Annotated in this window: 19 protein-coding genes and 1 pseudogene; 7 read left to right on the forward strand and 13 right to left on the reverse strand. The window is 47.5% G+C overall.

Translation table 11 applies throughout. From position 1 onward, the window contains the following. Positions 1-47 precede the first annotated feature (47 nt). A complete protein-coding gene (locus IEY24_RS24785) occupies positions 48-494 on the reverse strand; it encodes a hypothetical protein (RefSeq protein ID WP_188937438.1) in 447 nt (148 codons plus the stop codon). Positions 495-662: 168 nt separating this feature from the next. Continuing rightward, positions 663-920 (reverse strand): hypothetical protein, encoded by a 258-nt coding sequence (locus tag IEY24_RS24790; RefSeq protein WP_188937439.1) that lies wholly within the window; start codon positions 918-920, stop codon positions 663-665. 234 nt (positions 921-1,154) lie between these two features. Here IEY24_RS24790 and IEY24_RS24795 point away from each other — a divergent pair, with 234 nt between their 5' ends. Next, a complete protein-coding gene (locus IEY24_RS24795) occupies positions 1,155-2,003 on the forward strand; it encodes an alpha/beta hydrolase family protein (RefSeq protein WP_188937441.1) in 849 nt (282 codons plus the stop codon). A gap of 186 nt (positions 2,004-2,189) precedes the next feature. Here the strand turns inward: IEY24_RS24795 and IEY24_RS24800 are convergent, their stop codons facing one another. The 3 genes from IEY24_RS24800 to IEY24_RS24810 all read right to left on the reverse strand — a co-directional run bounded on the left by IEY24_RS24800 (position 2,190) and on the right by IEY24_RS24810 (position 8,358). Continuing rightward, positions 2,190-3,788 carry a DUF4394 domain-containing protein gene (locus IEY24_RS24800; protein ID WP_188937449.1) on the reverse strand — a complete coding sequence of 533 codons (1,599 nt, stop codon included), beginning with the start codon at positions 3,786-3,788 and terminating at the stop codon, positions 2,190-2,192. A 20-nt stretch (positions 3,789-3,808) separates the two neighbouring features. Then, positions 3,809-5,401 carry a DUF4394 domain-containing protein gene (locus IEY24_RS24805; protein WP_188937455.1) on the reverse strand — a complete coding sequence of 531 codons (1,593 nt, stop codon included), beginning with the start codon at positions 5,399-5,401 and terminating at the stop codon, positions 3,809-3,811. Positions 5,402-5,526: 125 nt separating this feature from the next. Beyond that, complete coding sequence (locus IEY24_RS24810) at positions 5,527-8,358, reverse strand: hybrid sensor histidine kinase/response regulator transcription factor (RefSeq protein WP_229223052.1); 2,832 nt, start codon at positions 8,356-8,358, stop codon at positions 5,527-5,529. Between the two features lie 294 nt (positions 8,359-8,652). On the opposite strand from IEY24_RS24810, the gene IEY24_RS24815 reads away from it, so the two are divergent. Then, the gene (locus IEY24_RS24815; protein WP_188937460.1) at positions 8,653-10,023 is read left to right on the forward strand and encodes an alpha/beta hydrolase family protein; all 1,371 of its coding nucleotides are present in this window, start codon (positions 8,653-8,655) and stop codon (positions 10,021-10,023) included. Between the two features lie 225 nt (positions 10,024-10,248). On the opposite strand, the gene IEY24_RS32835 is transcribed toward IEY24_RS24815, so the two are convergent. Continuing rightward, the gene (locus tag IEY24_RS32835; protein WP_229223054.1) at positions 10,249-10,506 is read right to left on the reverse strand and encodes a hypothetical protein; all 258 of its coding nucleotides are present in this window, start codon (positions 10,504-10,506) and stop codon (positions 10,249-10,251) included. A gap of 1,426 nt (positions 10,507-11,932) precedes the next feature. On the opposite strand from IEY24_RS32835, the gene IEY24_RS24820 reads away from it, so the two are divergent. From IEY24_RS24820 to IEY24_RS24840, 5 genes are all read left to right on the forward strand, one after another. Continuing rightward, positions 11,933-12,193: an Atu4866 domain-containing protein gene (locus IEY24_RS24820; RefSeq protein ID WP_229223075.1), complete on the forward strand. Its 261-nt coding sequence runs from the start codon at positions 11,933-11,935 to the stop codon at positions 12,191-12,193. A 15-nt stretch (positions 12,194-12,208) separates the two neighbouring features. Continuing rightward, the gene (locus tag IEY24_RS24825; RefSeq protein WP_188937462.1) at positions 12,209-12,646 is read left to right on the forward strand and encodes a hypothetical protein; all 438 of its coding nucleotides are present in this window, start codon (positions 12,209-12,211) and stop codon (positions 12,644-12,646) included. A 52-nt stretch (positions 12,647-12,698) separates the two neighbouring features. Next, a complete protein-coding gene (locus IEY24_RS24830; protein ID WP_188937463.1) occupies positions 12,699-13,604 on the forward strand; it encodes a helix-turn-helix domain-containing protein in 906 nt (301 codons plus the stop codon). 139 nt (positions 13,605-13,743) lie between these two features. Continuing rightward, on the forward strand, positions 13,744-13,905 hold the full coding sequence (locus tag IEY24_RS24835; RefSeq protein WP_229223077.1) for a hypothetical protein: 162 nt from the start codon (positions 13,744-13,746) through the stop codon (positions 13,903-13,905). A 265-nt stretch (positions 13,906-14,170) separates the two neighbouring features. Continuing rightward, positions 14,171-14,917, forward strand: a complete 747-nt coding sequence (locus IEY24_RS24840) for an SDR family oxidoreductase (protein WP_188937465.1) — start codon at positions 14,171-14,173, stop codon at positions 14,915-14,917. Positions 14,918-14,970: 53 nt separating this feature from the next. On the opposite strand, the pseudogene IEY24_RS24845 reads toward IEY24_RS24840, so the two are convergent. The 7 genes and pseudogenes from IEY24_RS24845 to IEY24_RS24875 all read right to left on the reverse strand — a co-directional run. After that, positions 14,971-15,585 (reverse strand): annotated as a pseudogene (locus IEY24_RS24845) (NADPH-dependent F420 reductase); the annotation flags it as partial. Positions 15,586-15,648: 63 nt separating this feature from the next. Further along, positions 15,649-16,335 carry a hydrolase gene (locus IEY24_RS24850; protein ID WP_188937467.1) on the reverse strand — a complete coding sequence of 229 codons (687 nt, stop codon included), beginning with the start codon at positions 16,333-16,335 and terminating at the stop codon, positions 15,649-15,651. 240 nt (positions 16,336-16,575) lie between these two features. Further along, the gene (locus IEY24_RS24855; protein WP_188937469.1) at positions 16,576-17,160 is read right to left on the reverse strand and encodes a Crp/Fnr family transcriptional regulator; all 585 of its coding nucleotides are present in this window, start codon (positions 17,158-17,160) and stop codon (positions 16,576-16,578) included. Between the two features lie 172 nt (positions 17,161-17,332). Next, a complete protein-coding gene (locus tag IEY24_RS24860) occupies positions 17,333-17,518 on the reverse strand; it encodes a hypothetical protein (RefSeq protein ID WP_188937470.1) in 186 nt (61 codons plus the stop codon). A gap of 65 nt (positions 17,519-17,583) precedes the next feature. Next, positions 17,584-18,105, reverse strand: a complete 522-nt coding sequence (locus IEY24_RS24865; RefSeq protein ID WP_188937472.1) for a hypothetical protein — start codon at positions 18,103-18,105, stop codon at positions 17,584-17,586. A gap of 140 nt (positions 18,106-18,245) precedes the next feature. Then, the gene (locus IEY24_RS24870; protein ID WP_229223086.1) at positions 18,246-18,980 is read right to left on the reverse strand and encodes a helix-turn-helix domain-containing protein; all 735 of its coding nucleotides are present in this window, start codon (positions 18,978-18,980) and stop codon (positions 18,246-18,248) included. Between the two features lie 140 nt (positions 18,981-19,120). Further along, on the reverse strand, positions 19,121-19,540 hold the full coding sequence (locus IEY24_RS24875; RefSeq protein WP_188937477.1) for an OsmC family peroxiredoxin: 420 nt from the start codon (positions 19,538-19,540) through the stop codon (positions 19,121-19,123). Positions 19,541-19,959 lie beyond the last annotated feature (419 nt).

The raw sequence follows: 19,959 nt of genomic DNA on the forward strand, positions 1-19,959 counted from the left end.
TACAAAAAATGGCGCTCAAACGAGCGCCATTTTTTTGATGCGGATTTTTATCGAGGCTCCCCATTTGTTTTTACCTCAATGAAAGGGTCTGTTTCAATTAATATTGAATTGTATGAACTATCCAAATCGTTATCTAGGGTGCCGAATCTCGACACTTGATCAAATGTTATTCCGTCGTCAACAAACTTTTTCAAGTCTGATTCGTCAATATCCTTGTATTGACTTAGCCAACCACTTCCTTGATCAGCACATATGGTTAAAAGCTGCCCTTTTGGGTAATAATTTAGTATAAAATCACCTTTGGAAATTACTTCGTAATACTCCTTACTCTTTGAGCTAGCAACATAATAATTATACAGGTTCGGGAATGCCTTCTCTCGTTCTGCTTCAAAGCCGCTATAAACACGTATTGTTTCTACCGCTGGATCAATGTCATCAGTACATGAACCGAGAAGTGAAACTCCTAGAAAAAATAGAACATTCTTAATTTTCATAATAACTTATTTTTTTGTTAAATATTACTATCAATTAAGAGGGTTCCGTTGGCATGTTAATACATATGCAATATATCAATTTCTTTTTGAACTGGCTAAAACGGTACAAAAAAACACCTTTAGTGGTGAGAAGTAAGAATCACACAGAAAATGCTATATAGACATTTTCTACATATCTAAACCAATTCCTCTATTTTTCCCTGTATCCAGCCCTTGCCCCCGCAGTTGCTGCCGGTACCCGGCCAGCTCCATCGCATTTTTTAGCTGTGTCTTTTTACAGCCACTTCCGGGCGTGCTCTGCGCCGGCGGGGCCGTTGTCCTGGGCAACACTTCGGCAATCAGCCCGATTTTGTCTTCCCCCAGTCTTTTCAGGTATGTTGACACCTGTTGGGTGCTGCCTTTGAAATTGGCAAAGATTCTGGACATGATGCGCTCATAACTCAGCTGACTGCTTTGCTCGATCAGTTGCTTAGTTTTTTAAGAGGATAGTACTAACTCTGTTATTTAACATAATGTAAGTTATACAACGATCTGTATTCCACCGAATTAGCTTGATGGCACATCCTTATCCTTTCTTGTAACATTTGTATTAGCTCGTTTCCGGGCTGCCAGCCTATTTTCGTGACCCGTTTTTGATCCGTTTTTAAAAAAAACATTGTCATGGAAAAACTTACAATCACAGCGTCCGATGGCTATCAGCTCAGCGCATTGTACGCCTCACCCGACCAGGAATGCAGGGGGTCCATCGTGATCAGCTCCGCTACCGGTGTCAAGAAAGAATTTTACATCCATTTTGCAGGTTTTCTTGTCGGGCAGGGCTACCATGTGCTGCTGTTCGATTACCGTGGCATCGGCGGTTCCGCACCTGCCGACCTGCGCACGATGGACGCCTACATGCACGAATGGGGCACCAAGGATATGAATGCTGTGGTGGATTACCTCGTGCATGAGAAAGGTTTGAAAGAAATTATCTGGCTGGGGCACAGCGTAGGCGCGCAACTCGTAGGGTTTGTGGACCATGCCGAACACATTGCCAAAGTTGTGTCGGTCAATTCCGCGCTGGGTTACTGGAGGTATTTCCCGCTGCCGTGGCGTTGGCTGATCTGGGCGCTATGGTATTTTGTAGGGCCGTTGATGGTGAAAGTTTACGGTTATGGCGTGATGAATAAAATAGGGTGGGGCGAAAACCTGCCGCGCAATATGCTGCTGGAATGGCGCACCTGGTGCCTCAACCGCTCATACTTCCGCGGGAGCCTGACGCAGCTGCTCGATGCCGGTCAGTTTGTGCACTTTACCAGGCCCATTACCGCAGTGTACATGAGCGACGATTTCATTGCCAACGACAAAACCGTCCCGCTCATGATGGGGTTCTTCCCGAATTCACCGCACCAGATATTCAAACTCTCCGTTCGGGAACATACGCGGGGTAAGGTGGGGCACACGGGGATTTTCCGGAAGAAGTACCGCGAAGAACTCTGGCCAGTACTGATGGCCATTATCGAAAAATAACAAGGTTTCCGGGGGCCAATATACGTCAAATGCAAAAGGACAATGCGTATCCAACGCATTGTCCCTCTTTTCGTGTTTTATAGTGGCCTTTCCTACTTTATGTAATTACTGATATGTCAAAACTGCAAAAGCCGCTGACATACCTCGCGGCCATGCAATTGAACGTGTTACGATTAGTTAGGTATATTATGGAATGTTGTTGTATAAATATCGCCCCAATGCGAATGCCCGGACATCATAAGGCAGTTCAGAAACTTCCCTGATAATGGTTCCGTCATCAAGAAGGATCTCGTAAATCCGCGTTTTCCCGTTGACTTTAAAGGCACCGTAGCCCAGCTCAGCCATGCCTCCGATGTCAAAGCCGTTGAACTTGTCGAACGCCAGATCCAGCTGGCCCACCAAATTTAGCTCATTGTATACAGTGTCCAGTTTGAATAGGTTGCGCGACTGGCTGTCGATCCCGTAAAGCGTCGAAGCGGTCTGACGTGGCAAGTTGGATTGGTTGTTGCTGTATGCCAGGCCGTCTATTCCCTGCATTCTTCCGTTGTAAATGAACGCGTTCAGAGAACGGAAATCCGATATATCTGGCCGGGCATAAAATCGTTGAAAAATGCCTGTTACCACATGCGCGCGCTGGCTGAATGGCTCGATGTCAAAGCCGAATGCACCCGTAGCAGCGAGATTTAGCTTTACAGGTAAATCTCTGGCGAAGATTGCTTTGCCTGTTGCAGGATCGAGCCGGTAGATTTTGCTGTCGCTTGACAAGGCATAAAATGTTGACCGATCGACCGAAAAATCCATTCCGAGAATGCTGTCCCCCGGTGCCAATCCGGTGATGTTTTTGGCCGAAATCAGCTTCGCCGGGTCACGCTCCACGCGGTCGAGCGGGTTGAATGCAAGCAGCTTACCTGAGCTACTTACTGCATACGCCACAGTCGTTGGAACCGCGATGCCGATAATGTTTCCAGCAGGAGCGTCGCTGATCTTTTGCAGCCTGCCCGACGCCAAATGCACATAATCGATTTCCCACCGGTCGCCCCGGCGGACAGAAGCGATGCCATATTCCGGGGACCGACTGGTCCTGGGAGAAATATCAAAACCGCCTACTTCGGTGATATCTGCATCTAGTCTTCCCACCATTTCCACTTGCCCTGCATCTGCACCCTTGTAGCGCACGAGCTGGTCAGCGACGGGATCAATGCCGTAGAGCGTTGTTTCCAAGGCGCCCGAATAATTGTTTGAATAGGCAATGGCATGAACGTTTGGTGTAGCCCGTCCGCGTACTGGATTTGAACGGTTATCCAGTGACCCGGTGTAGGGGTCCAGGCTCAGATTCTCCCCTTTGTCAGTCACCAGCCGCGGACGGTCGGTTACCGGGTTGAAATCGAAACCAAAGGTATTGGCCGAAAAGTCAGCTTCCACTTCCGTTTTCACATTCACAACCGTGGGTTTCCCATTTGTATTTAAATCCAGATTGACGGCATAGAATGTGCCTGATCGGCCCAACGCGTAGAGCTGTCCGGTAGCGGGTCGAAAGTCGATTGCGATGATTTTTTCGTCGGCATCCCTGGTTACCACCCGCAATATCCGCGAGGAGGCGAGCGGACGAGCCACGTCAAGTTCGTAGATTAGGTTATCGTCAGTGAGCGCGTAAAAAATCCTTTCGTCGAGGGAACGGGGAAACTGGCCGGTATCGACCGGACCTTCGTGATCCTGGCAGGAGTTTATCAGGATGGCGACCAAGAAAGCGGCCGCGATGCGAATGCAGAGCATGGATATACGCATGGCTTAAATGTGCTCTTGGATTAAATTTCAGTGATTGTATTTAAATATGCTCCCAACGTAAAGCCAACAATTTTGTAGGGGATTGTGGTAACGGGATCGCTGACGCCGGTTTCAAGGCTCATGCGCCACAGGGTGGTTTTGCCCTGGTCGGTCAGTAATGCAAAACCGAATTCGTCAGGGGTACCGCCTATGTCGAAGCCGTTGTATTTATCAAAACCGGTGGAAAGGTCGCCCACTTCCTTACATTCTTTCCGACCAATCCGCTCATGCAACTTCTTCGTTTCACCGTCGATCGCGAATAGTTTGGCGGAGCCTTCGGGAACGCCTACCTGGCTGTTGCTGAAAGCGATGCCGCTCGGTCCGAAAGGTTGGTCGCCGGCTGTCAGCGCCCCGAATTCGGATACCTGACCGGTATTAATATCTACCTTAAATGCATGTTTCGTCGTGTTGGCGACCATTAGCTTGTTGTCTACCGGGTCAAAATCCAGCGCGAACGCGGGATCGTTGGTGAGTTCCAGCGGCATCGACAATGTGGACTTCTCAGTTGCCGCGCCGGTCACTTGATTGATGCGATAAATTTTGCTATTGCTTGCCAACGCATACAACCTGGGTGTTACTTCAACCGAAAAATCCAGGCCGAGCAGTTTCACATTTGCAGGCAAGCCGGTTATGGTTTTATCTACTATCAAACCGGGCGCTTTGTCTGCTCCGTATGTTGGATTGAAAGAAATCAGATGGTTGTCAGCCGTGAGTGCATAAGCTACCGGTGTTGGTACCGCAATGCCGATAAATTTATCTCCGTCTGGCAAGTTGCCCAACTTGCGTGATCTACCATTGCTCAGGTCGAGCACATCCAGTTCCCACCGGCCGTCTACCTGTACTGCGGCAAAGCCGTACTCTTTGTATTTGCTGGTACGGGGCGAAATATCGAAACCGCCAACGGAAGTGATGTCTTTTCCCAGGTCGAGCGAGGTTTCGACGGTGTTAACCTGTTCGGCATTGAAGCGCACTAGTTTGTCATGCGTAGGATCCAGACCGAACAGTGCTGCGCTTTTAGCCCCGGAATAATTGCTCCCGAAAGCGATTTCTTCCACGTACAACAACTGGTCACTCGCCGGTCGTCCGCTGCCTTCGACAATTTTGAAAGTCTCGGATTCGTACCGGATAATTGCTCCAAATGCAATTAAACGGATTTCATCGGAAACGGGGTCGAAATCAAACGGTAAGTAAGGAAGGACTGCCGGCTTTTCGGCTGGTTGCGGCGCGGGGTTTACCGGGTTCGGGCGGCTGATCCGGTTTGTATTTACGTTTACTGCGTAAAGCGTCCCATGGTCTGTTAAAGCATTAAGCTGCCCGGTAGCAGGCCGGAAGTCGATGGAGATGACTTTTTCCTTTGGGTATTGGGTTTCAATTTTAATGACCTGCCTTGGCTGCGAGGGGTTGCTGACATCGAGCTCATACAGCAGGTTATTTTCTGCTAATGCAAAAATTATCCCTTCCGGCGGGCCCGGTACTTCTACCGGGTCACCACCCGAGGGCACGTGGTCTTCACATGAATAAATCGGTAGGGCCAGTGTAGCCAGCCCAAGCAACAGTTTGTTAAAAATTTTCATGGTTAATTGAATTGTGTGAATTACCCAGCCCCGAGTGGACTGCGGATTGTGGCACAAAACTATTTCCATGAGCTTGGGCTGGATACCAATAATGTTGCAATCAAGAATAGATTAGGTGCGTGATATCACGAATTGGCGTATTCACGCGGTGAAACGCCAAATTTTACCCGAAATTTTTTGGCGAAGTACGACTGTTCTCTGAAACCGACGGAGTAGCTGATCTGGGTGAGCGTATCAGCTCGTGACCGAATCAAAACCGCGGCCCGTTGAAGGCGAATGTCATTGATGAGATCAACAGGCGTGGTATCCAGCAGCGCTTTCACCTTGCGGAACAATTGGGTTCTGCTCAGGCACATTTCAGCTGCCAGTTGTTCTACCCCGAATACCGGATCGGCCAGGTGCTCGCTAACGGTTTCCCGTAAGCGTATCAAGAACTTGTCGTCTATGGATGGGATCGTGTCTGCGGGAGACGGCGTGACAAGTTCTTTCTGAAATTTTTGGGCCAGGCGCTTGCGTTGGCTTATCATATTCAACACACGCACTCGCAGTTCATCTGTGGAAAATGGTTTCGAAAGGTAGTCGTCCGCGCCAGTAAGGAGCCCTCTCATGCGCGACTCACCGTCCGATCGGGCCGTCAATAGTAGTACTGGAATATGGCATGTCACCTCCTGCTGGCGAACGCACTCGGTTAACTGGATACCGTCTATTCCTGGCATCATTACATCTGAAATAATCACGTCCGGTACTTGTTCAGTTGCAACTTGTAAGCCTATCTCGCCATTTTCGGCGGTGAGCACTTTGTATCGATTTGGAAACGCACGAGCAATAAATTCGCGCAGTTCCCGGTTATCTTCTACGACCAGAATCGTTGCTTCTGTTGTGACGGGGCCCATTATTTCATCCCGTAGAACGGCTTCGTCGTGCATTTGGCTGGCCGCTAAAATAGGAGGTATCGGCTCAGAAGCAAAACGGGCGAATGTCAGTTTACCTACTTCTAAGGGTAACTGAACCGTCAGCGTTGTGCCTTCGTGCTCGCGGCTTTGCACGTGGAGGAGTCCCCGGTAGAGTTTTACGATTTCATTGACAAGCGCCAGGCCAAGCCCCGTGCCGGGCTGCCCGTCGCTGGTAATGTGCTGTGATTGAAAGAATGGGGAGAAGATATGTGGCAGATCTTTCTCGGGGATACCGGACCCGGTATCGCTCACCACTACTTCAAGGTCGCCTTCATCATTTGTGACCTGCACCGACAGCTGCACCGTATCCCCTGACGAAGTGAATTTGAATGCATTTCCCAGCAGGTTCGTCAGTATTTTTTCAAGCTTGTCCTGATCAAATGCGAACATTCCCTCAGGTACATCGATGGTGGTTTGAAAGTTGATTTTCCTGGCTTCGGCCAGAGATTCGAAGGAGGCAATGAAAACCCGTAACCACTGCCCAAGCTCTCCCATGGACACAATTATCTCCATTTTGCCCGCCTCAAATTTGGAGAGGTCAAGTAGTTGATTTACAAGTTCAAGTAATCTGTTTGCATTGCGTTTGATCAAATTCAGGTTGATCTGCCCGGATGACCCTACTTCTTTTGTAAGTTCTTCCAATGGCGCAGCTATCAGCGAAAGCGGCGTACGGAATTCGTGTGAGATATTGGCGAAGAATCGAGATTTCATCAGGTCCATCTCTTCCATTTCGGCGATCAAGGTCTTTTGAATCGTCATCACCTGGCGCGCTTTCTTGTTTCGCGACTGTTGCAGCAGATATATTGCCGTTGCGGCTAATAGCAGGAATGCCGAGCCGATTATCCAGAAGTTTTTCGAGGCAGTCTCAAATCGCTTTTCCTGTTTCAATAGCTGAATCTGTTGCTCGCGCTTTTCGGATTGGTATTTCTCTTCCAGCCGGGCCATTTCTTTCGTCCGCTCATCGTTCATAAGGTAGTTTCGCACCGCATAATATTTTTGGATATACTCGCTGGCTTTTTTGTAGTTGTATTGGCGGAGGCTAAGATCCACTAACTTCATGTAGGTCCGCTGCGAGGTAATGCGGATACCCATCTGGTCAGACATTTTCAATGATTGCAGCAGCAGCGTCTCGCTTTCGGCCAGCTTACCCTGCAGCATGTATACCTTTCCCAGGTTAGCCAGTGCATTCGTCTCGCCGTTCTTGTTTCCACTTATGCGTGCACTTTCCAACGCCTGCGTAAAATACTGACTGGCATTGTCCAGGTCTGCCGGATCACCGCTCAGATATATTTCCCCTATGTTCGAAAGGATCAGTGCCATATAAAATGACATCCCTATCTCCCGCGCTATTTTTAAGCTTTCGAGGTAGTATTTCAGCGCGCCGGGTCGATCTTTCTGCCGGATACGCATTCCACCTTCGCCGTTCAATGTTTTAGCGAGCAATACCTTGTTGCCCATTTCACGCGCGCGCATTTCTGCCTTACGATAAAAGTTGCCTGCCTTTGCAAAATCCTCCTGATCCAGATAGGTGAGGCCCATTACCCGGTAGCTTTCGCCCGTCAGTGCCCGGAAGCCGTTCCGCTCGGCGATAGACTCGGCCCGTAATGCGCACGCAATAGCGAGTTCCGCTTCGTTGGCCAGGCTGTGAATAAGCGCCAATTGGTTATGCGCACGTGCCTCACCATAGGCATATCCGCGTTTGGCGGCCAGCATAATTGCATCTCGTGCATATGCAGATGACTCCGTTTGATCCACACCGAAGTAGTAATGACTCAGTTTGAGGTAAAGGTTCACACGTACCGAATCGTGTCCCCGATGCCTTGAAAGCACTCTCAGCAGGCTGTCGGGCCGTTGATTTTGGGCGCAAGAAGGTGACATATTCAACAATCCTGCAATTACCAGCATGATTGCGATATGGTTCTTCATTAAATGGCCTGCCTGTTGTGCATGACGAGCGAACGTGTCGATGTTAAGGCGATGGAAAGGTGAGCGAGGTGTGTTCATTGAAACCGTATGTGGTACTGGGGCACGTTGCCTATTCCTCAAAGTAGACTAAATACGGTCTTTTACTTTCTTAATGCATTGATATACAACATTTCTTTCCTTTGATGCAACATTTGTCGTACTCCTCGCACTTAGGAGATGCCTTAGGATTATCAGAAAAGTTAACTACGCAATTGGCAGCTTTTAGAGGCGTCCTCCGATTATATCCTTTATTATGCCTTTCATACTTTTTATTGATCTCGTGGCTTACCAGGAGGCTAGTTTCAGCCTTGTTTTTAACCCCTGTTATCACGGATGAATGGCTTAGATGTCTTGATTTTAATTTTACTGATAATGACTAGCGCTTATTCAATACACCGTTTAAATCGGGCGAATAAAGTACTTGCAATATCAATTTCTTTGTTGTCGTTGCTGTTAGCATTTCAACTCTTTTGGAAGGGCTTCTATTGGCAATACTTGCCTGCCTACTTGCAAATGTGCGTTTTGATCACCGTGTTCGTTAGCAAAACGTTGCGTAAAAAACTGATGCGTATTGTCTTGGTCGTGTTGCTGGTTGCCGCCTTAATACCATGGAGTATCTTTTTGCCTGTTCCCACTCTAATTGCGCCTTCCGGTGATTATGCCGTTGGAACCCAAATTTTTCGCTGGGTAGATTCAACCAGAGTTGAACAAATAACCAAAGACTCTTCTGACCTGAGAAATGTTATAGTTCAGGCCTGGTATCCGGCCGGGGGGAAGACAGGCGGTACGCATGCACCTTACCTGGATGGCTTACATAGGCTACCACCAAATGTGAATGTTCTACCAAGCTTTTTAATGGATCACTACGATCAAATTAACACCTATGGAATACTGAATGCACCAACGGCTAAGACTGGCAATAAATGGCCTGTCATTCTCTTTCTACCAGGCTATGGGGCAGCCCGAGCCTTCTATACCAGCTTTGCCGCCGGTCTTGCGAGTCATGGTTACGTCGTTTTATGTCTTGACCACCCCTATGAATCAGCAATTACGCAACTGGTCAACGGTAAACTAGCCACAACGATCGAAAACTTTCAGCCGGGCGCTCCGGACCGACTTGGTTTCATGAAAAACCGGCTCGACATCCGTGTTGCCGATGTGCAATTCGTGCTCAATCAACTGGAGCATAGAAATTCTTCGATCGACTCCTTTTTCGCTTCGCTTGACTTGAATCGGATTGGTATCGCCGGACATTCCCTGGGGGGCGCTACCGGTGCGGCCGCAATGGCCTATGATTCAAGAATCAAAGCAGCGGTCAACATAGACGGCACTTTGTATGGCGGCTTACCTGAATCAACTATTCCCCGTCCCTTCCTGCTGGTAGAAAGTAATAAAAGTGACACAGCTCGTTTCGCCAGATATGAAGCAGGTAATCAGTTACTATTTAAAACATTTGGCGGTGGCTACCGGTACGAATTGTCTAATGCCGATCATTACAGTTTTACAGATGTGCCGCTATTGTTGTCGCCACCTGCACGCTTGTTAGCTGCACATATCTTTGGCCTTGGTCAAGTATCAAGAAGAACCCATCTGTCCACCGTCAGCCTGTTAGATGTTTTTTTTGATCATTCCTTAAATGGCAATCCGCTTCAAATGGACACCATTGTAAGCCGATATAGAGGAATTGTGCGTAAAAGCGGTTGAGAAATGAAAACGTGTAACATCGACCAGTTGCCATTCTTCAAGCAAATCTCCACAATAGCTGATGTCCGTCAGTTGCTTCATTGTCACGTCTTTGCTTAATAGTTGCGGTGCGGTAGTCTGTTCTGGATAAAAAGACGGGTCTTTATCTGTCCCTAAATCAGACTGCCTGTTATCGGGACTATTTGAGCAAGTGCTTTAAAGCTTTGGATATGTAGACGAAAGATTTTAAGCTGAATAACCGAGCATTCGTATTTGGTCGACGAGTTCAAAAATATTCCCGAGTGGTTCGAGCTGGTCACCATAATAGTGTTCGATTAACCCGTCATGCATGATGTGGATGTGTCGGGTGCTTCCACTGCCATACTTTTCCCATAAGGTTAGATAGCCAAGCTCAGAATCTTCAGCATGACCAAATTGGGTTGGTCCGCAACCAGTAGTGACCAGCTCAAAAATTATCTTGCATGCCCGTTCGTCGTAAAGCAATTGAGATATTGGTTTGTATGTCATTTGTGATACATCTTAATAGTCGACAACAACCTTCCAGATCAATGAATATTCCTCTTGTGCTAAGATACAATCTCGCCGGTCGTAGCCGTGTTAATCTGATCGCGAAAACGTTTTACCCTTGACAGCATTGGCTCAATAATCGCATTACTATGGGTCACAAAATCATAGAGGTCAGACTCGCTCGCCGGTAGCTTGTAACCACGCGAGCTACTTGCAATCAGCACCCCAGCATCACGCAGTTGAGCGATCACCTTCGTTTGGAAATAATGCAAGGAGATTTTCCTACCCGTTCGAATAAAGCATCGCTCAAGACGCAGCTCAAACATTTAGTCTAAAACATGGGCTCCTTTAAAGGCGATGGAATACTAGTTTCCTTTGTCGATGTGTCATCCTGGAAAAACCTTGCAGTTCTTAGGGTGTCTTGAACGACTCTTTGGGTAACGAGGTATATATAGCCGACTATTATTTCTAGCGGATTGGTGATAACTTTGGTGTGAGAGTTTGGATATGCAACCATATGTTCAACCTTGGTGGGTTATTCAGCGATAAGCAGATCTGAACTCTTTTTGTATTCGAAATTCGATTTATTCCTTTATCATTCGCATAGGATTGAGTATTATTGTATGTCGGCTCAATCTAGTGAGCACTTCGGTGAGCAGATTTTTATATCTTGGTATAATTGCTTGATAATCATATGGAATAGGAAAGCCGTTCGACTCCCCGCATCTCCACCAGAGTAATAATCAAATCTTTCAAAAGCCCGTAAAACTGATTTACGGGCTTTTGCTTTTTTCCACCATTCCGGGTTCCGACCCAAGGGGTGAATTCGGGGAGAACGAATGTTACGGGTAATTAAGTATTTGGTTTATAGTCTGTCGTGAAGACGATTTGTCTCCCTCCGCAACCATGAAATACCTGGCCAATCTGAAAAGGATGTGTGCAAAATAAAGAAGCCCATTACGTTTCACTACTCAGTTTCAATTTTGAGGGTGGCTCGTATTGGTCCGTTTGTGAGTCTAAAGAGACAGTCGTTAAAGTGTACTTCGGTGATTTTTCTGAATTCTTGCTACGATGAATCCAGACTATCTGTATGGTTCAAAAAAACATCGTCTAATGCGTGTTTAAATGTAATTCGTTTTGTACGCAGCCGGCCTGGAAGAAGTTTGCGGAAAGAAATTCGCTGATATTCCTGGCAAATTGAATCAATGTTTGATTTACGCAAGAAGCTGTTTCTTTGCTGCTAACCTGCTGCTGTCAGGCCAATATACCTTTGCTATATCAAAAATTTAACCACTTAAACGAATAGCAAAGATGAGAACTGCATGGATTACTTGTCAGGTCGGGCATATTGGCCACCCTGACGATCCTACTCATTCAATGTAAATCGAACCAACCAACCGCTATGAAAACCATACAAACAATGCAGGAAAGTAAAGAATATATCGGCATGTGGGTAACAGCCGACGGGTACATACGCCATAACCTGCTCCCCGAGAACCGGTACGATGAAGCCAGGGGCAAACATGAAAGCGCTTATCAGGGCTCCTACAAAGTCACGGGGGATCATATTGACTACAAGGACGACACCGGCTTTACGGCCGATGGGGAATTTCGGGATGGTATTTTGTACCATGCCGGGATGGTGCTTTACAAACAGAAATAAGACCAGCTCATTGATATGGAAGCTACCGCCACCAATATCCACGCCGGGCGGATCGAACGCCTCGCTGCCGAAGACCCATTTGCAGCGGGGCAACTGCTCGGTTATTGGGTGATCCTGCACCTGGAAGACTCCGGTCATCTGCTTTTTACCAGTGGGCAATCCCTGCAGGCTGGCAGCTGCTCACTCGCGGGACGGCAGGGCTTTTACTGCGCATTCACGCCGTTTTTTATGCCCGAAAAGCTGGCCCGACGTATCGAACGGCTTTCCATATTTACGGCTAAATACAAAGGGAGAGTCCAGCTGAGTGGGGTACAGGCAGCTGCGGTAAGCCGGATCTTTGAACTGCTTCTTGCCGAACTAACTTCCGAATATGCCCATAAGCTGGACCTGATGCGCAATTATGTAGTCCAAATTATCCATTGTGGGCTAAGAAACGGAGGTGGCGGCACCTGAGCGGCTGGCTGCATTGTGTATCTTTACATATTCTCAAAGGTATCCAAAAACTATGGCTAGTACAGAAACACTTGAAGAGTTTTACCAGCACAAATTTTCAGGAACGCCGGCAAACATTCAACGCGAGATCGGTGATTTCAATGTTTTCGTGGTGGAAGACAGTGTCAACCCGCAAGGGCAGGTCACTGTACCCTACGCGCGAAGGGATTTTTATAAAATCAGCCTGATCAACGGCGATAATCTTTTCCATTATGCCGACAAAACCTTGCATGTAAAGGGTACGTCGCTGATATTTTTTAACCCGAATGTCCCTTACCGGTGGGAGACGCTTGCCGAGGGGAACGCGGGCTACTTCTGTATTTTCAAAGAAGCGTTTTTTATGGAAAAGCTCAGGAGTAACCTCGGTGAGCTGCCCATGTTTGCCATTGGCGGCAAACCTTCTTATATCCTGGACGAGCAGCAGAAGGATTTTGTCAGCGGGATCTTTCAGAAGATGATCGACGAAATAGGCTCGGATTACCGTTTCAAGCAGGACCTGTTGGTTAGCTACGTTACAGAGCTGATTCACTCTGCACTAAAAATGGACGCTACCGAAACACTTCACCACCAGGTCAACGCCAATGCGAGGATCACTTCGATTTTCTCGGAGCTGCTGGAAAGGCAGTTCCCGATCGATTCGACCGATCAGCGATTTACGATGCGCTCTCCGAAGGATTTCGCAGACCAGCTCTACGTGCATATCAACCATTTGAACCGCGCCGTAAAGGAAACAACCGGTAAGACCACATCTGCCCTGATTGCCACTAGGCTGGTCAGCGAAGCAAAGGCGCTGCTCAAACATACGAATTGGAGCATCGCCGAAATCGGTTACTCGCTGGGTTTTGAAGAGCCGGCCCACTTCAACAACTTTTTCCGGAAGCATACAGAGGTCTCGCCATCTGCATTCAGGTCTTTATAATGATATCTTGCCATCAGGAAAGGGGCGCTGCAAGGTGCCCCTTTTGTTGTTTGATATTTGCAAGGATCCGATCGTTTATTGCAATGGCTGCATTGCGGGGTAGCACGAACTTTGCTAATACAACCAAAAATCACACATCATGAAAACGAGCTACGAAAAAAGCGATTTTCCAGTCGACGGCATCCGTCGGTATCTGGAACCAGGCCCGATCGTGCTGGTAAGTTCAAGCTGTGACGGAGAGGGCAATATGATGACAATGCGGTGGCACACGGGGTGGGGGTACATTTATGGTTTCGGGTGAGCACATTTCATTCCCCGAGCGGCTCAGGCCCGAAAACTTGTAGGCATACACTTTCCATATCAGGCCAAACGCCGGATTTTACCTCCCAAGTGGATGTGAAACCCGGCCTTTTCGTTTGTATCCGAAGGCGACGTTTTGATTGTTTGTTTTTCGCAATTATCGGTTTGAAGCTTGCATCTGCCGGGCCGGTTCCCCAGCATACCTTTGTAACATCAGATCTGAACAAATAAACAATTATCAATCGCAGATTCAAACAATTTAAGCAATGGAAACGCAATCAAAAATAGCCCTGATAACCGGCGCTTCAAGTGGGATTGGCGCTGGTACTGCCAAAGTTCTGGCCGCAAACGGATTCAAAGTCGGCATCGCCGCCCGTAGAATAGACAAATTAAACGAGCTGAAAAATGAGATCACTTTATCCGGCGGAGAAGCCTTTGTTATTCAAATGGACGTTACTGATCCTGAATCCGTTAAGCACGGCGTTGAAGAGCTTGTTGCTGCTTTTGGCACTATTGATATTCTGGTCAATAATGCGGGACTGATGCCGCTGTCGGACATCGAGAGCTTAAAAGTAAACGAGTGGAACCAGATGATCGATGTAAACATCAAAGGCGTGCTCAATTCGACGGCCGCCGTGCTGCCCTACCTGAAAGAGCAGAACTCGGGACACATCATCAATATGTCCTCGATCGCCGGCCGCAAGGTTTTCAAAGGGCTTTCGATCTATTGTGCCACCAAATTCGCCATCGCCGCCTTTTCCGATGGTCTGAGAATGGAGCTTGCCCCCAAATTCAAGATCCGTGTCACCAACATCCAGCCCGGTGCGGTCGCAACAGAACTGTACGACCACATTTCCGATGCTAAATACCGTGATGATATGGAGCAGCTCGCCAAACAGATGACCTTCCTGACGGGCGAAGACATCGGTAAGAGCATCCTGTACGCGGTGTCGCAACCTGCCCATGTGAACGTTTCGGAAGTATTTGTATTACCTACCGAGCAGGGATGGTAGTCTTGGTCAACCGGTAAAAAGCCGTAGTCCAGTGTGGGCTACGGCTTTTTTTGCTACAATTTGATTAGGTTGAGGGTGGCCAGCGGCCCTTTTGCCTGTTGTAGCTTGCTGCCGGAGGCCAGATCTCCAAGGTCTACGGGCGAAAAGCCGATCGATTCGATGAGCTGGCTTACTTGTGCTTTTGCTGCGGAATCGTTGGCAGAAACAAAAAGTACGCGGTTACCACCGGCTACCCGGGGATCTTCGGCAAGCGTTTTGTAAAAGATGGTGTTAAATGCCTTGACCACTTTTGCTCCTGGAAGAAGCCCGGCCACTACTTCGCTGGATGCTTTTGTTCCAAGGTCTTCTACTTTGAAGTCGGGCGCATAGGAGATGAAATGGTTTGTCGCGTCAATCACGATCTTCCCATTCCAGTCGGCAATGCCGGTAATGGATGGTATTTGCGACCACGGCAATGAAAGTAAAACGATCTCTGCCTGGGCGGCATCTTGGACCGATCCGGCCCTTGCGTTCCGGCCGAGCTCGGCTACCAGACCTTGAAGCGCATCCACCCCGCGCTGGTTACTAAGTATAACTTTATGCCCTGCCTTTATAAGATGACGGGCAACGGTCTGGCCGATGTGGCCGGCGCCGATAATTCCGATTGTTTGCTGCATGATTTTAACTTGGTTTAGCCGGCACCACGAAGGCGCCGGACTGTGTTCGAAATGATTGTACTGATGTCTGGGGACTTAAATACCTTCCGGTGCCGCTGACGAAACGGTAGGGGGCGTTGCGAGTAGTTGCAGTTCCCAGCTCAGGCTTGTGCCTACGTTGCCCATGTGTTCTATGAGCATTTCCGCCAGCGCCGGCACGGTTTCAGTGCGGGCCCAGTCACGTTGCAGCTCGGAGGCAAAGACCGTCCATGTCAGCGGCACAGCGCCAGCCTGGACCATGCGCATCACGGCCATTTCGTGCGCTTCAAGGCTTACGCCACCCGATGCGTCCGTGACAATGTAAACCTCATATCCTTCCCCCAATGCCTGGATAACCGGCATTGCAAGGCATATTTCGGTCCATAAGGCGGCCATGACAATTTTCTTTTTACCAGTCGCTTTTACCCAGTCGGTCACCCGGGTGTCTTCCCAAGTGTTGATAAACGTGCGGTCGATCGGCTTTTGGTCGGGAAAGATGTCTTGAAGCTGTTTGATCAAAAACCCGCCCCGATGCTCGACCACCGTCGTAAACAGGGTAGGCACGCCGAATGCTTTGGCCGATTTGGTGAGTCCCACCACATTGTTGATGATGGTTTGGGTGTCGTGGCTTCTGAGCCCGGCAAACTGGAACGGTTGGTGATCGATCAGTATCAATGCACAGTTATCCGGGGTCAAAAGTGCTCCAAGTCCTGCCTTTGGGTTCAATGTGGCGGTCGCTTCCATGATGTTTTTGTTTAGTAGTTAAGAATTTGGTCATTGACGAATACCGGCTGGTGTTTTTTGTTGGCCGCTTTCGATGATGCAAAGTTGGGGCATGGTCGCGCTGGGAATTTTGACCTGGATTAAGAAATGCAGTTGATATAGATCAATTCGAATGTCACTTTTTTGACTATCGAAAGGTGCAAGGCAATAAGCAAAAGACCGCCCCACATGACTATGAGGCGGTCTTTGTTTGTTTGGTAACTATCTGGCCAGTACCTGTTTTCGTACCCTGCTCATTGTTTCAGGGGTGAGACCAAGGTAGGAAGCGAGCATGTTTTGGGGAAACCGCTGTAAAAACTCGGGGTTGGCCGCCATCAGATACCGGTATTTCTCTTCTGCGGTCATCGTAATGCCGGCCTCAATGCGTCTTTGGGAGGCGACAGAGTGGTTTTGATCCAGGATGTGCGCCATTTTAAGAAAGGAGAGCGACTGTTCTTTGAGGACATTGAGCTTGTCGAGTGTAGTCACCAGCAGCACAGAATCTTCAACCGCATCGATGTTATACCTGGACGGAGTCTGACTGATAAGGCTGCCACGGTCGCTGATCCACCAATCTTCGATGGCAAAGTTTGTAATATGTTCAAAGCCATTGCTGTCGATACTATATTGTCGTAGCGCGCCTGAGGCTACGAATGCCATATACCGGCAAACCGTCTCCTGGTGCAAGAGAAATTGCCGCTTCCTGAGGCGTTTAACCTCAAATGCTTTTTCTATAAATACGAATTCTTCGTCGGGGATCACGGCCGATGTGACCCGGTCGATATACTTGCGCAGCTTGTCGAACATGTTGGTTAAACCGGTGAGTTCTGCCGGAATCTGGTCTGTTAAGGCTACCCGAAATTAGTATTTTCTTACAAATAGGAAATACCGAGCAACTGTCGGTTTGATTTGAAACAAGCGAATTCATTGATCTGTGTCAATTTTTGCCCGAATAGGTCAACCTAATTTTGCCCTTGAATCAAAACAATAAAGTCATGGCAGGATTAGGAAACAAAGTGGTGATCATCACCGGAGTTGCCGGTGGAATGGGTGAATCAGAAGCAAGGTTATTTGCTGCGGAAGGAGCGAAGATATTGCTCACTTGGTATCCCACTCCCTGATTGGCACCTGTCACCAGCGCTACTTTACTTTTCTTTGCTTCCATCTGTTTTTACTTTGAAATTTGAGAAAGCAAATTTCAGGTTTGCCGGGGTGGCGATTGTAGCCAAATCAAGCCGATTTGTAGCCAGAACGAGGGTGATTGGTGATCGACCTATTGATCCGGCTTTGCTTTCTGAATTGCAAAATCGAACCTGCGATAAACAGGACAAAGAGTAAGAGAAGCGTTTTTGCAATCAGTGGATCCTGCGGCCCGTTTGCCAGAGGATGCCCTAATGGAACTCGCGTAAATGTCTCATTGACAGTCGGAAGTAGGGACAAAAAGAAACTGAGGGAAAAAAGGAAGTTTTCAAAAAAACGAGACCGGCGGTTTCCTGGCTTTTTCAAATAGAGAAAGTAAGCCACGAGTACCAATAACATGATTAGCAAGGCAAGGATATGACCGGGGTTAACACCCTTGACACTCGATATCCCCAATGCAGTGAGTGAGGTAACCAAAGTACAGTAAAAATAGATTTTCCCGGACAACCTGCCCAGATCAATTTTAGCGCTCTTCACTAAAGACACAACCGCTGCAACAATGGCAACGACACCAATAACGGTATGAAAAATACCCAAATATGACAATCCCATAATTTTGTTTTGTTTGATTAACACTGCAAAGTTGCCTGACAGGCAGCAAAATAACTTTGCAGGCTAGTCCAATGATTTGGCAATTTGGGTCAGCGGTGACCTATTCCTGAGACGCCGGCAAAATTGGGGCATAACTCCCCTTAGCTTTGATTGAACTTCGAACGATAATTGGTCGGTGACACACCATATTTATGGCGGAAGCTTTTGGTAAAATTAGCCAGATCATTGAACCCACAATCGAAAGCAACGTTCGATATACGTTCATTAGAAGCCGAAAGTAGCTGTGCTGCCCGTTCCAGGCGCTTTGCTTTGATATAACTGGCGGGAGAATCATCATAGAGCCTTCTAAACTCCCTTTTGAATGAGGAAGTACTCAAATTGTTCATTTGAGCCAGCTGCTCTACGCTAATCTGTGAAAATAAATTAGCCTCTACAATCTGCTTGAAGGTGAAGGTCGTTGGTGAAAATAGTTGGGATAATATGGTCTGTACGATGTCTGCCTGTTGTGTCTGCGACAACAAAAGCACTATTTCTTTCAGCTTCAATATCAAAATATCCTCACTTACTAACGATGGATTTTCAAAATAGAAGAGCAAGCCTTCGATGTACTTCTGAATCAGAAAGTCGTTATTGATTACCCCGCGCTGCTGATTAGTTATTTGATCATTTTTTGTAAATACAAGCGGAAACTCCTTTTCATAAACTCTTTTGAGGATTTCTGCGTGGAATGTAACAATCACAATTTCACTACTGTCGTTGGAATGGATGTCCCTGATTTGATTACCTGCTTTAAGGCAGTTTAGAAGCAGGGACTGGTGGGCCGGAATATTCAAGTGATCAGCCCCTGACTGATATTCCACTTCCCCTTTCAACATGTATAAGAAACAGGCTTGCTCGGCAACGGGGAACGTAAATTCAAAAGACGACTTTACATTCACCCTTTGAAGGACGGTTTGGCCATACAAGTCGAATTTTTTATAATCAGTGACCATTAGAATAGCCTTGAAAGAAACAATTATAGAGACACAAGGTGTGCCTGCGATGACACAGGAATAGACAAAACTTTTGAAATTAGACAGTTTCTTTCTGCTTCTTTCGTGATTGCTTCAAACTTCTCGGAGCCAAGCCCCGGCACATTTCCCGAAATTGAAAGGTGCACGCCGGTTATGCCCGCATTATCCATGGATACAGTTGCCTCAGTATCCAGCTCAATTGCTGCAAACCCCTTTTCCGTCAGTGCATAGCTGACCGCCATTGTAAAGCACCCAGCATGTGCTGCTGCCAGGAGTTCTTCGGGATTGGTTCCTTGTTCGCCTCCAACGAACCGGGTTTTAAAGCTAAAATTTGTTTTGTTTAAAATCTCGCTTTGTGTGGTGAGCTCCCCTCTACCTTCTTTCACGCTTCCTGCCCAATGGGCTTTTGCTGTACGTTTCATTTTTATATTTGTTAGACATTGCTGTCGATATCGACAATGCAAAGTTGCAACACTCGTGTTTAAAACTCCTTGCGAATCAGCCCAACTGTTTGGCAATTTGGCTCATTTTTATTTCTCAATTATCGTTCATAATCGCTCGATTTAGTCAGCACCTCCCATTGCTTGTACGAGAAATGGCTTTATTGGCACTTTCAAGTATCAGCTTGTTGTTGAGGCTCATTTCTTCTCCTGTTTTTGGTCAGTTGCCCAGGCTCTAAAGATACAATGCTGGCGGAGATTTTGTTTGTTGCCAGCTGTTGATGGCTTTGCTCAGAGGAGCATAGTCACTTCCCAGGGGAGAAAGCTTTGATGATTCGAAACAAATTTACCTTTTACGTAACTTTGATATAATCTTTCTCCTGGGCCTGCTCAATAGCTTG

It is taken from the genome of Dyadobacter endophyticus (genome assembly GCF_014641595.1).
Lineage (GTDB): Bacteria > Bacteroidota > Bacteroidia > Cytophagales > Spirosomataceae > Dyadobacter > Dyadobacter endophyticus.

Bases quoted from the DNA above. Each gene is read 5' to 3' on its own strand.
- IEY24_RS24855 (WP_188937469.1), bottom strand. From the start codon at position 17,160: ATGTTCGACAAGCTGCGCAAGTATATCGACCGGGTCACATCGGCCGTG.
- IEY24_RS24850 (WP_188937467.1), bottom strand. From the start codon at position 16,335: ATGGAAGCGACCGCCACATTGAACCCAAAGGCAGGACTTGGAGCACTT.
- IEY24_RS24835 (WP_229223077.1), top strand. From the start codon at position 13,744: ATGAAAACGAGCTACGAAAAAAGCGATTTTCCAGTCGACGGCATCCGT.
- IEY24_RS24795 (WP_188937441.1), top strand. From the start codon at position 1,155: ATGGAAAAACTTACAATCACAGCGTCCGATGGCTATCAGCTCAGCGCA.
- IEY24_RS24820 (WP_229223075.1), top strand. From the start codon at position 11,933: ATGAAAACCATACAAACAATGCAGGAAAGTAAAGAATATATCGGCATG.
- IEY24_RS24825 (WP_188937462.1), top strand. From the start codon at position 12,209: ATGGAAGCTACCGCCACCAATATCCACGCCGGGCGGATCGAACGCCTC.
- IEY24_RS24800 (WP_188937449.1), bottom strand. From the start codon at position 3,788: ATGCGTATATCCATGCTCTGCATTCGCATCGCGGCCGCTTTCTTGGTC.
- IEY24_RS24805 (WP_188937455.1), bottom strand. From the start codon at position 5,401: ATGAAAATTTTTAACAAACTGTTGCTTGGGCTGGCTACACTGGCCCTA.
- IEY24_RS24815 (WP_188937460.1), top strand. From the start codon at position 8,653: ATGAATGGCTTAGATGTCTTGATTTTAATTTTACTGATAATGACTAGC.
- IEY24_RS24865 (WP_188937472.1), bottom strand. From the start codon at position 18,105: ATGGGATTGTCATATTTGGGTATTTTTCATACCGTTATTGGTGTCGTT.
- IEY24_RS24870 (WP_229223086.1), bottom strand. From the start codon at position 18,980: ATGTTGAAAGGGGAAGTGGAATATCAGTCAGGGGCTGATCACTTGAAT.
- IEY24_RS24790 (WP_188937439.1), bottom strand. From the start codon at position 920: ATGTCCAGAATCTTTGCCAATTTCAAAGGCAGCACCCAACAGGTGTCA.
- IEY24_RS24830 (WP_188937463.1), top strand. From the start codon at position 12,699: ATGGCTAGTACAGAAACACTTGAAGAGTTTTACCAGCACAAATTTTCA.
- IEY24_RS24840 (WP_188937465.1), top strand. From the start codon at position 14,171: ATGGAAACGCAATCAAAAATAGCCCTGATAACCGGCGCTTCAAGTGGG.
- IEY24_RS24810 (WP_229223052.1), bottom strand. From the start codon at position 8,358: ATGAACACACCTCGCTCACCTTTCCATCGCCTTAACATCGACACGTTC.
- IEY24_RS24875 (WP_188937477.1), bottom strand. From the start codon at position 19,540: ATGAAACGTACAGCAAAAGCCCATTGGGCAGGAAGCGTGAAAGAAGGT.
- IEY24_RS24860 (WP_188937470.1), bottom strand. From the start codon at position 17,518: ATGGAAGCAAAGAAAAGTAAAGTAGCGCTGGTGACAGGTGCCAATCAG.
- IEY24_RS24785 (WP_188937438.1), bottom strand. From the start codon at position 494: ATGAAAATTAAGAATGTTCTATTTTTTCTAGGAGTTTCACTTCTCGGT.